The organism is Paenibacillus sp. GCM10028914, assembly GCF_042666275.1.
Classification (GTDB): domain Bacteria; phylum Bacillota; class Bacilli; order Paenibacillales; family Paenibacillaceae; genus Paenibacillus_AQ.
Genome location: NZ_JBHTFO010000003.1, coordinates 66,375 through 81,697, shown reverse-complemented (window position 1 = coordinate 81,697; position 15,323 = coordinate 66,375). Strand labels below are relative to the sequence as shown.

Sequence of the window (15,323 nt, the reverse complement as noted above, 5' to 3'; positions counted from 1 at the left end):
GAAAAACATAAACTCTGTAATACAATCAAAAGGATAGGCTATCACGGCAAGAGCTATCAAGAAATCAATGCAGTAAAAAGACACTGATATTCTATTCATCAGTGTCTTTTTTGTTGATACATTTCCACCAACATCATGTTTCATCGTTGAACTCAGACTAAATCACTTTAGCCCTATTCGCTGTAACTGACTTCACTTTCTTGTAATCATTTCAATCAGAGAGTTGTAATTTAAAGCAACTTAATTAGCTCTTCTAGCTCATCAACCAATACTTTTGCTAATTCAAAATTAGTATCTTTTAAAGCCAATTCTATTTTCATTTCAACTGCTTTTTTGTTTTGTTCCGCTTCTAAATAGTTTTTATCAAAGTGACTAGCATAAATCATCTGTTTGAATTTTTTCATAGTCTTTTTTCTGATCGTCTTATTATCAATGATTAATACATAGTCCATACCATTTACAACAGAATAGAAATCATGAGATATCATGACAATTGCACCTTTATATTCTTCAATGGCTTTTTCCAGTGCAATTTGTGTATAAGTGTCTAAATGGCTTGTCGGTTCATCAAGAAGCAATACGTTTGCATGACTAGCAGAAACTTTAGCCAATTGCAGAATGTTTTTTTCTCCACCAGATAGTGATTCAATCTTTTGATTAACGATTTCGCCTTCAAAGCCATAGTTTGAAATATACGATCTAACCTCATCATATGTTTTAAACCCAGCATCGATGAATTCTTCTAGTATTGTATTACAATCCTTTAGAATCTCGCCTTGATTCTGAGATAAATAAGCCACTTTAACATCATCATTGATTTCAATCGAATCATGACTATTTTTAAAGATTTCTCGGAGTAAAGTCGTTTTTCCGGTACCGTTTGGACCGATAATGGCTACTTTATCTGTAGATTTAATCTCAAAGCTAACATTGTCTAACAGCAGCTCATCAAAGGCAACGCTATAATTATTGACATTTACAACAGTGGTGTCTTCAATCTCATGATCAATATCAAAACTAATATTCGGTTGCTTAATTTCTACAAATGCTGCCTTAATTCTACGCGCTTCTAATCTCTCTTGAAATCTAACTCTCGCTTTTAACGCTCTACCTCTAGATGCTTCAGAATTAATAGTTGCGATCGCTCTAAGATTATCAATGATGTTATCGTATCTCTCAATTTCTACTTGTTCAGCGACTGCGATTTCTTGCAACTCAATTTTTGTCTGAAGTAATGAGAAATTATACTCAATATATCGACCATCAAACTCTTGGATCTCCGTGTTTTCAAGGTGAATAATTTTGTTGAAACAATGATTCAATAGATATCGGTTGTGCGTAACAACTAGCAGCATTCCCTTGTGGGAATTAATAAGATTTTTAAGCGCATTTAGGTTTTCAAAATCTAAAAATACATCGGGTTCGTCCATAATCATTAAGTCTGGACTTCTAAGCATTTCCTTCATCACTTGAATAAGTTTGAATTCCCCACCACTCAAGTCGGATACACTAAGATCTTTTAGCTTCATTAGGTTTGCTAGATTTAGTTTCTTATTAATGTTGCTTTCAAAATCATTCCCACCCATTGAATCAAATGCATCTAAGGCTGATTGGTACTTTTCTAGTAACAATTCAATATCCGATGATGTTTCCATTTCAGTACAAATAGAAGTTATTTCATTTTGTATCTTAATAAATTCTTCTCCTATATATTCAAAAACGGTTGTTTCTTTAGGTTTGTCTACTTGCGAGAACTGACTTACATACCCAATTCTGCAAGTTGGGTCTATCTCTAACTTGCCCTCGAACAAATATCTTTCCGGATCCATCAGTATATCAATCAGTGTACTTTTCCCACTGCCACTTGTTCCTATAAAAGCGCAATGTTGTGCCTCTTCTAACGTAAATGAAATGTTTTTATATAGCTCCTTTTGTGGAAATGAGAAGGATAAGTTATCAACTTTTATCATAGTGTTACCTTTCTTTACAACTAAAATGGTGACTATTATTAAATATATTGTCGAACACAGACTTTTAGAGTAACACTGTTTACTACCAAGTACAATTCATTTTTAGCCCTTACCCTCACTTCGAAATTCTAATACATTCTTTAGATTGGTGGCTTGTTGGACGATTTTCAGAATCAACGATTGCTTACGGTAATGAAGATCCATCAAAATCATGACAATGATCCACCCTACGCATATTATGGGGCCAAGCTTTGTGCCTTGACACAATGATATGATTTATGCCATGCTTCGCGACGATAGAGCTATGGCAGATTCGCAACTATATGGGGTTGATGTGCGCGACGCAGCGGCAATGAACATTGCGTTGATGAAATCGACTACAGCAAATGGAAAGCGTTATTTCTCCTCTGCTTTTAAATCAACATACTCTACTCTCTTAAATTTGATTAAAGAACAATTTACAAATGAGCAGCTTAAAACCTTTTTAGGTGATGCTGGTCGAGAGTTCTTCAACACTCCCTGTATTAGCCAAACAAAAAATTCGCCCTATTTGTGATACGGTTCACTGTATCATCTATAGAGCGAAATCGAAAGGCAGCCGAGTTGAGTACCTTCATTGTGTAACTGAGGTCTTTCGACCGTTAAGAGTCATAATGGTGACTAGCAGCGCATTTATTAATGCCATAATGACTCACAGGCGAACCATTAACTCTCTTGTGCAAAATGGATGGAAGCGAGACATGGAGTCAGACTCTTAGCAACGATATGAAATAAAGGATTTTGAATTAAAGAAGGACTGTCTCAACACTGGATTTGGGGCTGAGAATAGTGCTTGATAAGGATGGAACATCTAGAGATGATACCATGGGAGTGCTGCACACAGGTATTAATATAGCCGTAAGGTTCAATTACCTTGTGAAAATTCGTGTTCGTAAATCGCATTGATCCTTTCTAAAACGTTCCGTGCTTGATCTTTAAATTTTAATTCCGCAACCTGACCTTTCAGCAAAAACACGCCGGTCTCATTACGGTGTTCCCCGAGAGCTCCTTCATATAGCTTGTTGGCACCATGGGTAGGTGGAGAGAAAAACAGCTTCATCAACGGTCTAACCACTATGGGCAGCCCAGAATTTTTTCCTTTTCTTAGCGTATTATTGCTGCCCGGGTCAACACTTCGGATCTTGATGTCGTCCTTAGCAAGCTGCGGCGCGATCGCCTGAGTCCACAGCGACAGCGCTAGCTTTGAAGTGGCGTAAGGACCAATCAACTTGCGGAAGACTTTGGGGCGTTCTAGGATTTCGATATTAAACTCTTTCGTAAATTTTAGTGCTGAAGATGAGGTGTTGACCACCGTTTTTAAGTGACCGCTTTTTATAAGTTCCATTAATTCCATCAGAATGATATATGGAACGACCGTCATCAGCTCATAATGCTTTTCGCGTCCTTGTTTCGAATAGCTCAGCTCGGGAAAGGTCCCGCCAGCGTTGTTGAACAGAATATCGATCCGCTGTTCCTTGCTTTTGATTTCTTCCAAAGTCTCCCTCAAGCTGGCATAATCAGCAAGATCAGCCGTTTTATAAATTCGAAGCCCTCCACTCTTGTCTGCTTCTTGTATTCTCATATCGTCCGGCGGAAAGTTGGAACGGTTCAAAGCAACCACCTGCCAGCCTTCTGATAGCAATTTTCGGGTTAATTCCAATCCGATCCCGGCGCTTGCACCCGTAATCATTGCGATATTTTCATCTTGTCTATTGTTCATTTCACTTCTCCTCCTGATGTCGGGATATTTCCCTGATAGTGCACATTCTATAAATTGGAGTCGACTCCAAGTCAAGGCAGGAAAATTAAGTTTTGTCCAAAGGATAAGAGACTTGACATAGAGCCAGCTCCAAGATGTATGATGAGCACATAAAAATATATCTGGGAGGGGACAAGATGAAAGAAGAGCAAACTTTTACGATAAAGCAAACCGCTAGGCAAACCGGAATTTCTGAAGATACGATCCGTTATTATGAAAAGATCGCGCTTCTACCCCGGGCAGACCGGAGAGATAACGGGCACCGTGTCTACCAGCAGGAGGACATCAATACAATCCGGCTGATAGCTTGCCTGAAAAAAACGGGGATGCCACTGGAAGAAATGCGGCCTTTTTTGATGGTCTCCACCGATACTGATCCCGCGGAATATCCCGAACTGGTGGAACAATTAAGGAGCCACCGAGAAAATATTGTTAGCCAAATCGCATCTCTGCAGCAGGTCGTCGATTTTATCGATATGAAATTGGAGGAGGGGAGATACAGAGGGGACTATTCGGTTCAAATTCAGGACGGCGTGTCAGAAAAAATGATGGGTGAACCGAAGTCAAAGCTCGCTTCCTCTGCTGAGATGAGTTTTTTCTCCACACCGGCTAGAGTGGGCAAGTCACCGACCTCCGTTAGATAAGCTCGCAATAGCAAGGGGCTTGCGAGCGGTATATTATCAATGAATCCGTAGATGAACCCGATGTTATCTGAGTCACCGAGCTGTGGCGTGATGTTGACGCTCATGCGGACTCACTCAAGAACGAAGAGTGCTGACCGTCATTCAGCGTGCGAGGCCATAATTGCACCACTTTCCATTCTTATTCCCCCCTAATAAAAATTTCGCCCTACTTGTGATACGGTTCCCCGCGATTGATCTTAAACTACCTTGCCCGTTAGCTTAATGAATTAACGGACGTAAATCGATTAGATACATGTCTAATCGGTAAAATAAAACCCGTTGAATTTAAATCTACAACGGGTCTTTAAACATTCAATTTTTTAACATAAAGATCAACTGATTTTTGGAGCTGGATATTCTCAACTTGATGAAAATAAATATACAGCAATACATGACGAAGTTTAATAGAATTTTGTAAATATACTATTTCTTCTTGGATATATCGTTCACAAAATATCGTCTACCTTCCTGTCTATCGTGTCCCGTTAATGCAGCAAGAAGCACTACTTCACAAACGCTTATGATGCTTAACAACCCAGTCTTGTCCAAAGGGATCTCTAAAGCATGTAAAATAAGCAAATCCTTCATCTCTTATATCTACTTTTGCAACCCCTGCAGCGATCAAATGCTCTTCTAACTGTTTGGGAGAAAGCCTAGTATTGTATACAAACGAAGGGAATGATTCCTTGTTGTCAGCATCGGACAAAGTACTATGCAAATGTAGATTTGGGCCATTATATAAGCTTAATATGTAAAACTCTTGTTGTTCAGCTAATAGAAGCTTAAACCCGAGGTGTTTTATGTACCATTCAGCAGCAACTTTGATGTCTCTTTTTGGAAGCATTAACTGCACACTCTCTACGCATTCTATTATAGGAGCATCCATTACATCTGTTTCGAGAGCTGTTGGTTCTTTTACAGGAACCCAGTTGTTTTCAAGAAATAGTGCGTTGATCTCTTCTTCCAGTAAAGCCCGCTCGTATATTCTTACGTCATCAATTTTCCCCATGAAAAAGAAATACGGTTCATCCGTGGATTTTCTGCCTATGAATAATGGTTCCTCGTCGCACGTTGTTAGCGTCCCATTACTTTCACTAATTAATATCCCATTCTTATAAAGCTTAAATGTATCCTTCTCGTAAGTTACTACTATATGGTACCAATAATCTTTATGTATGGGTGAATCCATCTGTAAATCTACACCTTTTAGGAATAGATGAAAGGCCATATTTGCATTATACGTGCTGAGTTGAAATACACGATTTTTAAAATGTCCATCTTGAGACACAATCGCACTATTCCAGCCTTCCAGCTTGGTGTCCCGATCATAGCAACACCACAGGGAAATAGAGAAAGCATCGCTATTTAATTGGGGTGCTTTTTCTACGACAATATAATCATCCTTACCGTCGAAGAAAAAGGCACTATCGGGATTACCAAATCGATCCGTACACGGTTTAGCTCCAACAACAGTGCCATGATGCTCTTTCCCACTGCTGTCACGGGCATCCCCTTGAAATAAATACTCAGCTATCAAACCCGAGTACAAATTTTCCAAAACCATTCTCCTCCCGAATAGTTCATCAATTGATACACGAAACACTTCAGCGATCACTGGTACTAATGCAATATCCGGACATGTTTGTTCATTTTCCCACTTACTTACAGCCTGATACGAAACGCCCAACCGTTCTGCAAGCTGTTCTTGAGTTAGACCATAATTCTTTCTTAATATCCGGATTTGTGAACACAAGCGTTTTGTAAAATTAGTATTCATCTGTTTTACTCACCCTTCCCTCAGTGGGTATCTCAATTGTATAAAATACCAATACATAGGGCTATCTCTTCTTTTTTGAGTGCTGGGCAGTCTATACTCAACTAAGAGTTGAATTTATGAGGTATATTGTATTGAGCGGATAATCTGAATAGGTTAAACCTATTTTTCCCGACATTTTGGATATCTCAAATGGTTTGGTATACCACAAGGTAGGCCCTGACCTAGATCTTCTTGTTATCACCATTAGATTACATACTTATTAAGTCCTGTGATTATCCTTGGGACCTGCCAAACAAACATTTTAGAATTGAATCCGCACATTCTTCTGACGAATTTATGTGTGTGTTGACAGTACAGTCGTACTGTATATCTTTTGCCATAATTTTGTTTTGCCAGTCTGATTGATCTTCGGTTCTATCTCCACGTTCAATATTTCTTTGGCGACAAATTTCCAAAGGACAAAATACTTCAACAATATAAAAGGGGGAACCAGTAAATATGTCTTTAACTTTTTCATAATGCGGTTTTAACTCAGGTCTTTCTACCAAAATGCCATCGACAAGCACATTTTTACCATGGTCAGAAAATAGTTTGGCCGTATGATACATCATAATTATTGCATCACTTAAATATTTCCAATAATCTTCTCGAAGATAGTTATCACCAATTGTATTTTCAAAAAGATCATTTGCAACAACATAAAAAAACTCATCCGATTTTAACTGAATAGCATCTACTATAGATGTTTTCCCTGAACTGGTTACTCCGTTCAAAAATACGATTTTCCCTTTGCTCATCTCTTATCCCCCTATTCGTTCAATATAAATACATTTTCATATCTCAACACTCCATATTCGACACTGATTTGAAAAAACACCTTGTTTTCTCAACGTGAATTTAAACTAAAACTGCCCGAGAGCAGTGTAAATAATTAAAACTTAATCTAAACGGCAATCGGTATAAGTTCTTATCTTTGGTTCGGAACAAGAACTTGTTCTGTTAAAACAAAAAAAGCCGCTAATAGCGACTTTTATTTAAGCAACAAATCTAATCTCTTTGAGCAATACGATAGTCTATACTAATTTTACCACCATTAGGCGTTGGTACAGCTTTAAATATATATTTGCTACTTAAGGAACCAACTGGAGCACTAATGTGGCCACTTTTACCTGGTGCGAGAGTTCTTTTCAGATCTCCATTAATTGAGATTCTTACGCTTACATTCCCAGTATTTTTAATCCAGAAGTTTACTTGTGCCCCATTACTCTTTTTTAATGGATATGTAGCCTGAAACTCAGTTCCTGACTGACTGCCACTTTTAGCTTCATAATCTTTCGACGAACTTTCAGTCGACTCCGCAAAAGCAGGTATAATACTAGATCCAGCAATTAGACAAACTACCAGAGCAGATGATACTAATCCTTTGAAAACAGACTTAAGCTTCACGATCAAGCACTCCTTATTAAATTTATTTGTAACTATTCCGCCTTCACCCTAAGTAGAACGTCTCAACCAATTTCTGAATCTTTGAGTGGGAAATTAAATATACATTACCGATTATATCTATTTTGCCGTCCTTTACACGCATACCGCTCTCCTGTTCTGCCGCATAAACATCAATCTTTTCAGATAAGGGGAACAGGTTGCCTTGAACCAGCACAGCGTAGTCGAGTTTAGAATGAGTTTCATAGGCAAAATGATCAAAGCCTATACCATCATAAATAGTACTTGTTTCAACTTCATAGCCATTGTTTTTCGAGCATAACCATTTTGCAGCCATGTTTATCGCGCCGGCGCTGGCTCCCATTATAACGGCATTGCTGTTCTTAATCACATCCGATAATTCATATTCAGCCAAAAAATCGTTCTGCAAAATAGGATTTCCACCGCATAAAAAAATGACGGAAGCGTTTTGAATTAATCGCTGGGCATCTTCCTTCTGCATGCGGAGATCAATTAAATGATATTCATCAAAAATAATATTAGCCTGATTAAACCATGTTCTTTCAAAAACATCATCAATGCTAACTTGCTCACCTTTATAACCAGATGGTTGAGCGCTAATCATAACAAGCGATTTTCTATCTTTTATATCCTCATGCAACCATTTGACCAGCTTCTCTGGAAAAAAATCATTAAACCAACTGAGATAGTAGTGAGTTTTCAAACTTAATTACCTCCATATGTATTATTACATTCATCCATTCTTAACGATCAAATATGTTTTACTTGCTAGAAAGATGAACGGTTCTTAATCCATTTCCCTTACGCTCACTTGTACACTTTTCATAAACGCAACTCTATATTACCATAACATGGAATTAAAGTATGAGAAATACGTTTCCTCGCGTATCCTATCCATTAGCTCAATCAAGCTCAGGTTGATTATGTACTTCCCTTCACAATGTACGTGTCAAAAACCCTACATTGGAGTCACATTTGTGCATTTAATATTGACTCAAATCAAACCACATAAAATAAAAAAAGCCCAAAAAATCAGGCTTTAGTCCTTTTTTAATGGGGTCGGATTGGTGTCGTTATACAACTTTCACATCATATGATGGGACACATTATATTCTTTTTGTTCTCGTACATAAAAAGAGCGGCTTTGGCATGTTATAAATTCTTATCACTTAATTTCCGAAATCTTTATAACTTTATAATTTGATGTGTCCTTACTCAAATTTATTCTAAGCTTTTTGGTTGTATGGTCTTTTAAGAGAGTCCCCTCAACTGTAAGATTTGTGCCATTTATTTCGCAAATTTTTATTGGAGAGAATGCCCAATCTACTCCATATTGTTCTGATATAGAGTCATTGATTTCTTCATATAGTATTTGTAACGTGTAGGTGCGTAAGTCCACTACTGATTTTTCATTTTGATCTTCAGGACTAGCTAAACAAATACCCCTCACATTCATAGAAACTAATAATGTTGAGAGTAATAAGAGTGTTATTGTTTTTATTTTCACTTTATCACCTCTTCAATGATTTACCTTTATAATTAACAAAAATAAGATAAATAATTCGCGGGAGGCTTTCACATCCATTTCATAGAATGGGATTGTACACGAATACGTGCATGGTATACGTTTATGAGAGCATCACCGCAATAACTGTGATGATAAAGTTAACATGTTCTACCCTAGCAACCATCGCCTGTGTTATTGCAAAACCTTATTAATAAACATAACAATTGCGATTAACATTTGATCTAATGCTGTCTGTTCTACCGGATAATGACCTCCATCTTCTAGACTCACAATTTGTACGTCAATCTTCTTTATTTTATCTAAAAAAGGTGTACTTAAATGTAATGGTGTCCATCTATCTTTCTCAGGCATTCATATGTAGACGCTAGCTGAAATATAGTACCACTACTGAATAAAGAGTCAACATTATTCTTGCTCTACTGCCAGTTATATGAGAAGAAGGCAGCTGACCAAAAATCCAGCTGCCTTCAAATGTTTTCATTGAACTTTCATGTCTATTTAGTGCAGCGGAGGCCATGCAAATCGCTCTTCAGCTCTCGTTCCGTTAGTTCAAAGCTATCTCACAACCGTCAAAAGACTGTTCATTCTCGATTAACTTTAAAGCATATGTGATTGCGCTTCGCTGAAAGTTATTAAACTTGGACTCATCTCCGTCCCAGCTGCTAAGCCACCAAAAGAATGAGCATATGTTTCTATAATCCATGAACAATGGAATTTGCTTAACCCAATAATCAGTTAGGTGATTATATTTAAAGTATCCTTCAAGGAATTCGTTCAAGAATTTGGTCGCGAATTCATTTTTGGATTGTCTATCATCCTTTGGTGCACCCCACCAAACAGCGTGTGTTGCCGCGATTGCAATGTCCAACGAGAACCAACCATATATGCTATCATCAAAATCAAAGACCGTAATCAAGTCTTCGTGTATGTGGAAATTGTAGGGATGAAGATCGTTATGAATCAAACCATACGAATTAGCCTCATTAGGGAGGTTCATAATTCTGGTTTCAAGAAAATTCAATCTCTTCAGTAGCGCATGATACTTGCCTTGTAGATGCGGGTTTTCAATTTCAGATTTTCGCCATTCATCTCTCTTTGTTTTCTAAGGGGATGTATGATTTAGAGAGCATATGCATCTTGCCCATAATTTCTCCCCACTGCTTAAATATAGATGTTCCCCACAATTTAGGATCGTTTTTATCAAAGAATCTTCCGGGTGCCATATGAAAAGCTGTTGCAATGAAACACTTCTCGTCCTCTTCGTACACAGCAGTTAATTGATTATCTATAGTTCTGATTGGTAATGATGCACGGACACCGTTTTGAACCAAGTAGTTTACCCAATCAACTTCTGCTTTTATTTTTCCGACGTAAGCATGAGACTTTTCAGTTATTCTTAATATAAAGGACTCATCATTCTTTGCAAAACGAAATACCTCATTAGTTGAGTTGCTTATAAACACAAGAGAGCTAGTATCAAACCCAAAAGACGCAGCAGCTTTATTTAATATCTCTGGACTCACCATCGTGAACCTCCAATTTAGGTACTAACGGCCCGGTAAAACCACTCTACACGAAATCACCAAAAAACAGAAACAAATCAATTGCTGAACGATTGTACATATTTGTTTAGATCTTCTCGAAAAACTTCGATATACTTTCCAGCGGTATATTGACTCACTACATCCCGCCAAAAAAGTATTGCTGGCTGATTATCTTTCATCTGCACTATTTTCCAATTTGCATGGTATAAATTTAACGCCTTAATAGCGGCTCGTTTCCCTAATCCCTTTCTTCTATATTTATTGAGAATCAGAAAATCATAAATTACGTGAGTTGGATCAGGATTTGTATCATAATTTTCAAGAAGTATTACTAAAAATCCGATAATTCGTTCCTTATGACATACCAAATAAGGGTTCCATCTAGGGTCTTCCCAATAATGATCCAAGTCAATATTAAACTGTCCATTCATTTCCAAATCTTCTTCAGTATACTGACTGAAATCATAAAGATAGTATTGATAAAGGTTGTATAAAGTTTCTTTTTGCTCTACTGTAACTGGCATCAGATTAATTTCCATGTTTTATACCTCATCCCTAAATCAGACTATCCTGCCCGTTACTTTAATGATTTTTCACTAGATATGATTGCTTCAAATATTTTTTTACCTGTAAAGTCGATCATAGTTCCTTGAGAAGGCTCTTTTTTAGTAATCAATTTTATTAATTGAGCAAAATAATAATCCATTAGAGTATTCGAGAAAAAAGAATAATTTGATAGTAATACAATTCCTACACGGAGTTCCTTGTTGAAAGCTAGATAACTATTAAAACCAGCTGAACCCCCGTTATGCCAGAGGATACCTTTATCTAGAACTTTATCCTCACCCCAGCCAAAATAAAGGTTTGAATTTCCGATCCACATAGGGAGATGACTTTTTTCTAGTGTAGAGGCTAGCGGATTATCATCATTTAGATTAGCTTGGACAAATAAACTCAAATCGCTAACAGATGACTTAATCCCCCCAGCTCCTTCATATATAGAGAGATCCCAATGAGGGACTCTTTTCCCAGATGAAGCATGTCCATTCAAAAACCTGTCATTCTGTTCTGAATTAAGCATAACGGCTGTCTCATTCATCTTTAATGGAGTCGTTATATATTTTTGTAACAGTTCATCATACGTACTTCTTGACACCTTACATAGAATATTTCCTAGTAAGCCCACACCGATATTGGAATATTCAAACGAACCAATTTTATCAGTGAAGTCAGCATTAGATAAAAAAGCAGTTAAATCTTCCTCAGTATACATTGAATAAGGATTCGATCTATTTTTAGACAATATGTGGTTTGTTGCCAATATAGGTAATCCTGAGGTATGAGTAGCAAGATTTTTCAAGGTAATCTTATTCAAATAATCGTTGTCAACGTTTTGCACATACTTCCCAACAATATCATCCGGGGAAACGAGTTTTTCCCGTTCCATTTCTAATAAAAGTATGGATGTAAAAACTTTAGTTATGGATCCGATTTCAAACAACATATTCTCAGGAGGGACCATGCTTTTCTTTTTACTATTACAGAACGAATGGTATTCAATATCTCCCTCCCTAATAATCCCGATAGCAAGATGTAAATGTTTCTTATCTTTCGTGTAATCCGAAACAAAATTTTGTAAATCCTTCATTGTAAAAGTTACTCCTTTTAGTTTAATGATGTTTGCATTACTCGAATGTTGAAATCAAGTTAATCAACCTATTTTTTGGAAATCAGAATATGTATTCGTTACAAACACTCAATTCACCTGCCCCGCTGGCTTAAGAGGCTGAATTAAAGGGCTTGGGAGCAAGAGAAACACCACCTTAAATAGATACAACCATACACAAAAACAGTGAGGCCTACCCCGACTGATAGTTGGGAAAGGCCTCACTATTTTACTTTTCAGTATATTCTTATTAGATGGTTTCTTTTTTCACGCTTACACTTCGTTGTTTCACTAAGATTTTTCTCTTAATTCCACTCTCTTCCGTGATCGCGAATGAATCGAAGTTCCTCTTGATAGTGATCATAATGTCCCTCGTCGATCATTTTTTGAAACGCCTTATCGCCTTCTTTGGCTTTCCTTTGCATGGTTTTACATAATCCTTCAACTCGTAGCAATACCATCTCTAACAACCCTTTATCTATTCCCTCCATACCATAGGAATCAAAAAACAATTTAATCCTTTGTTTGATTCGCCCAGCATCCCTTAACGAATCATAATAAATGGCTTCGCCTGCTTCCGTATGATAAAGCCTACTTAAAGGAACACAAGTGTAAAGCGTATAAGCGATATCCCAAAGTCTTGGACCAGGAGCAGCCAAATCAAAATCAATCACACCTATCGGTTCTTCACGATTAAAAATAATATTATAGATGGCAAAATCATTATGGCATATCACCTCAAATGGCTGCGGGGTGTTATCAATGGGTTGCCAATGTTCTTCTATTGGAAAATCACTCACCGCATCATGATAGAGACGAAGCATTTTTGCGATCCCTTTTAAAGTCTCGTCTGACCACATGTATTTTTTTAACGGATAATTTCCAGCTTCTCCTTCGATAAAGGATAATCTCTCTCTCCCTTTGTCATCAATACCTAGAAACTTTGGCACGCCATTTAGGCCTTTGCTTTCAAGGTGCCTTAACAATGTATGAATTTTAACACTGTCAGGCTTTAATTCTCGTCGGACAGTTTCTCCCAAACGATATACATTGGAGACATTCCCTCCAGTTAGTGCTTCTTCTTTTTCGTACTGACTTTTCATGAAAATTCCCCCTATTAGGGACTCTATGATTGTGTCAAAAGAGATGTATTTTTTCCCATAAATAAAAGCAGATATACAAAGGTATCTGCTCGGTAATGGGAATATAATTGTCCACACCATGTATCCCTTGAATGATTTAAGATAGACAAATAAACGCATCCTTAAGAACCTAGGACCGCCACTGTCTCTATCCAATTAATTAATCATTTCAAGGTATTCAACATAAGTACAGATTCCCCTCTCTTACATCTCTAAATTAGATATTACTAGGGTTTACCAAATAAGAAAAGAATAATCTCATCAAAATCACTCAATTTTATTGCTTGTGCTAGAACGTATGTATTGTCACCCTCTAACGCACATAACTTCTGCTCTACCTATATTGCCCGTAATGTTACTTCGTTTTTGGTAATCGGCAACTCTACTAATACTACTGATCCTACTTCATTGCACTATCGTTTCCCGTTAACGTAAAGACACTACACAATTTCCTGGTAAAGATCTTCTAAATCTTTTAACAAGTCCGGTATCCAAGCTTCTGAGCCAGGGATTGTATCTGTCCCACCATAAACAAGCCAATGTATTGTCTTGATCAGCCAACATAAACCGCCTACCTGCAATTGCCAGATTAGATGAGCCATTTGATAGCCAGTTACGTCAAGATAAGCATATAATATTTCCTCTCTTGTTAGACATCCCAAAGAGTGAGCCTCGTTGACCAAGCAATATAAGTCACCGAGATGAGGACTCAAATATGATAAGGACCAATCAATTGGCACAATGCCATTGTTATGAAGCAAAAGATTCTTTGCATGATAATCATGATGAATTATTGAAGTTGGTATCATTTGATAGAGCTTTTCTAGATGACGGGGTAATACTTTTTTTAGTTTCAATAAAATTTCGGTTTCTGCTAGCTTATCCGATTTTATCAGATCATCTAGCAGCACTAAAAAGTGTTCCTTTAAAATGGAGTATCTGTCAATGATCCTCTTAGGTACCATACTTTCTATGTTTTCTGTTGCTTTGACTCTTAGTCTTGCTAATTCTCTTGATGCTTCAAGGAAATGAGAAGGATACGGTTGCTGTTCCAAATTTTTTTCTCCCGCATCCTCCATGACCATGACTCCGCTATCCTTCAGTTTAACAAACTCAAAGATCTCTGGAGCCTTGATTTGTAGGGGATGAACCAAATTCCGGTAAACTTCTGCTTCTTCCGCCATCTCATTGCCGCCCCATTTAATTATACGTGAAACACCTGTTGTGAGTCTTACTCTGTAGACTTCTGAAAGGGCCCATTTTCTTAACAATGACCATTCAGTAACCTCATTAATCATAGGTATGATTGAGGAATAATTTGAAAAACATGCAGGAATCATTCGATCACTCCCTTCGACTCCCACGACACATTTTCTTTTGCTTTTAGAATTCCCATCCATGTTACAGCTTCATAAAAACCAACAAGATCTAACGTAGTCATATTGTCAAACAGAATGTAAGCCATCTTCATTACTGAGCACCTGACCTTTCATTATGTGAAATAAAAAAAGCATCTGATCTATGATCAAATACTTTGCCCAGGCATACGGCGTATGAGTATCTGCTCCCTCGTTGTTATCCACGTTTACGCCAGTTGCACATACCAGATATTTACTATATTGTATTCTGGATAATCTTACAAATCAATACCAATATGCTTCATACAGAGCCCAAGCAATCCGGCTTTAGTACATTATTTGAATGTGAGCACATTTGTGTCATTAGATATCCGAACGAAATGCCACCATCCT

General features: G+C 37.4%; 17 protein-coding genes and 1 riboswitch. Of the genes, 2 read left to right on the top strand and 15 right to left on the bottom strand.

Going from position 1 to position 15,323, the window contains the following annotated elements:
- Positions 1 to 230 precede the first annotated feature (230 nt).
- Positions 231 to 1,970 (bottom strand): ABC-F family ATP-binding cassette domain-containing protein, encoded by a 1,740-nt coding sequence (locus ACFQV5_RS02545; protein ID WP_379243328.1) that lies wholly within the window; start codon positions 1,968 to 1,970, stop codon positions 231 to 233.
- 271 nt (positions 1,971 to 2,241) lie between these two features.
- On the opposite strand from ACFQV5_RS02545, the gene ACFQV5_RS02540 reads away from it, so the two are divergent.
- On the top strand, positions 2,242 to 2,526 hold the full coding sequence (locus ACFQV5_RS02540) for a hypothetical protein (RefSeq protein ID WP_379243326.1): 285 nt from the start codon (positions 2,242 to 2,244) through the stop codon (positions 2,524 to 2,526).
- A 348-nt stretch (positions 2,527 to 2,874) separates the two neighbouring features.
- On the opposite strand, the gene ACFQV5_RS02535 is transcribed toward ACFQV5_RS02540, so the two are convergent.
- The gene (locus ACFQV5_RS02535; protein WP_379243324.1) at positions 2,875 to 3,729 is read right to left on the bottom strand and encodes an SDR family NAD(P)-dependent oxidoreductase; all 855 of its coding nucleotides are present in this window, start codon (positions 3,727 to 3,729) and stop codon (positions 2,875 to 2,877) included.
- Between the two features lie 176 nt (positions 3,730 to 3,905).
- Here ACFQV5_RS02535 and ACFQV5_RS02530 point away from each other — a divergent pair, with 176 nt between their 5' ends.
- Entirely contained in the window at positions 3,906 to 4,412 is a 507-nt protein-coding gene (locus ACFQV5_RS02530) for a MerR family transcriptional regulator (RefSeq protein ID WP_379243322.1), read from the top strand.
- Positions 4,413 to 4,959: 547 nt separating this feature from the next.
- Here ACFQV5_RS02530 and ACFQV5_RS02525 read toward each other — a convergent pair.
- The 13 genes from ACFQV5_RS02525 to ACFQV5_RS02465 all read right to left on the bottom strand — a co-directional run bounded on the left by ACFQV5_RS02525 (position 4,960) and on the right by ACFQV5_RS02465 (position 15,043).
- Positions 4,960 to 6,228 carry a LamG-like jellyroll fold domain-containing protein gene (locus tag ACFQV5_RS02525; protein WP_379243320.1) on the bottom strand — a complete coding sequence of 423 codons (1,269 nt, stop codon included), beginning with the start codon at positions 6,226 to 6,228 and terminating at the stop codon, positions 4,960 to 4,962.
- Between the two features lie 272 nt (positions 6,229 to 6,500).
- Entirely contained in the window at positions 6,501 to 7,025 is a 525-nt protein-coding gene (locus tag ACFQV5_RS02520; protein ID WP_379243318.1) for a phosphotransferase-like protein, read from the bottom strand.
- Between the two features lie 250 nt (positions 7,026 to 7,275).
- Positions 7,276 to 7,674 (bottom strand): hypothetical protein, encoded by a 399-nt coding sequence (locus tag ACFQV5_RS02515; protein ID WP_379243316.1) that lies wholly within the window; start codon positions 7,672 to 7,674, stop codon positions 7,276 to 7,278.
- Positions 7,675 to 7,717: 43 nt separating this feature from the next.
- Positions 7,718 to 8,395, bottom strand: a complete 678-nt coding sequence (locus ACFQV5_RS02510) for a Type 1 glutamine amidotransferase-like domain-containing protein (protein WP_379243314.1) — start codon at positions 8,393 to 8,395, stop codon at positions 7,718 to 7,720.
- Positions 8,396 to 8,857: 462 nt separating this feature from the next.
- On the bottom strand, positions 8,858 to 9,199 hold the full coding sequence (locus ACFQV5_RS02505; protein ID WP_379243312.1) for a hypothetical protein: 342 nt from the start codon (positions 9,197 to 9,199) through the stop codon (positions 8,858 to 8,860).
- A gap of 192 nt (positions 9,200 to 9,391) precedes the next feature.
- Positions 9,392 to 9,571, bottom strand: coding sequence for a hypothetical protein (locus ACFQV5_RS02500; RefSeq protein WP_379243310.1), 180 nt, complete (start codon positions 9,569 to 9,571; stop codon positions 9,392 to 9,394).
- Positions 9,572 to 9,764: 193 nt separating this feature from the next.
- Entirely contained in the window at positions 9,765 to 10,289 is a 525-nt protein-coding gene (locus tag ACFQV5_RS02495; protein ID WP_379243394.1) for a phosphotransferase enzyme family protein, read from the bottom strand.
- A gap of 16 nt (positions 10,290 to 10,305) precedes the next feature.
- Complete coding sequence (locus tag ACFQV5_RS02490) at positions 10,306 to 10,746, bottom strand: phosphotransferase enzyme family protein (RefSeq protein WP_379243308.1); 441 nt, start codon at positions 10,744 to 10,746, stop codon at positions 10,306 to 10,308.
- Between the two features lie 74 nt (positions 10,747 to 10,820).
- Positions 10,821 to 11,303, bottom strand: a complete 483-nt coding sequence (locus ACFQV5_RS02485; protein WP_379243305.1) for a GNAT family N-acetyltransferase — start codon at positions 11,301 to 11,303, stop codon at positions 10,821 to 10,823.
- Positions 11,304 to 11,341: 38 nt separating this feature from the next.
- Positions 11,342 to 12,412, bottom strand: a complete 1,071-nt coding sequence (locus ACFQV5_RS02480) for a serine hydrolase domain-containing protein (protein ID WP_379243303.1) — start codon at positions 12,410 to 12,412, stop codon at positions 11,342 to 11,344.
- A gap of 323 nt (positions 12,413 to 12,735) precedes the next feature.
- Positions 12,736 to 13,533, bottom strand: a complete 798-nt coding sequence (locus ACFQV5_RS02475; protein ID WP_379243301.1) for a phosphotransferase — start codon at positions 13,531 to 13,533, stop codon at positions 12,736 to 12,738.
- 479 nt (positions 13,534 to 14,012) lie between these two features.
- Positions 14,013 to 14,912 (bottom strand): phosphotransferase, encoded by a 900-nt coding sequence (locus ACFQV5_RS02470; protein ID WP_379243299.1) that lies wholly within the window; start codon positions 14,910 to 14,912, stop codon positions 14,013 to 14,015.
- Positions 14,909 to 15,043: a hypothetical protein gene (locus tag ACFQV5_RS02465; RefSeq protein ID WP_379243297.1), complete on the bottom strand. Its 135-nt coding sequence runs from the start codon at positions 15,041 to 15,043 to the stop codon at positions 14,909 to 14,911. The genes ACFQV5_RS02470 and ACFQV5_RS02465 overlap by 4 nt, the downstream gene beginning before the upstream one ends.
- Positions 15,044 to 15,101: 58 nt before the next feature.
- Positions 15,102 to 15,180, bottom strand: a riboswitch (ZMP/ZTP riboswitch).
- Positions 15,181 to 15,323: the final 143 nt, after the last annotated feature.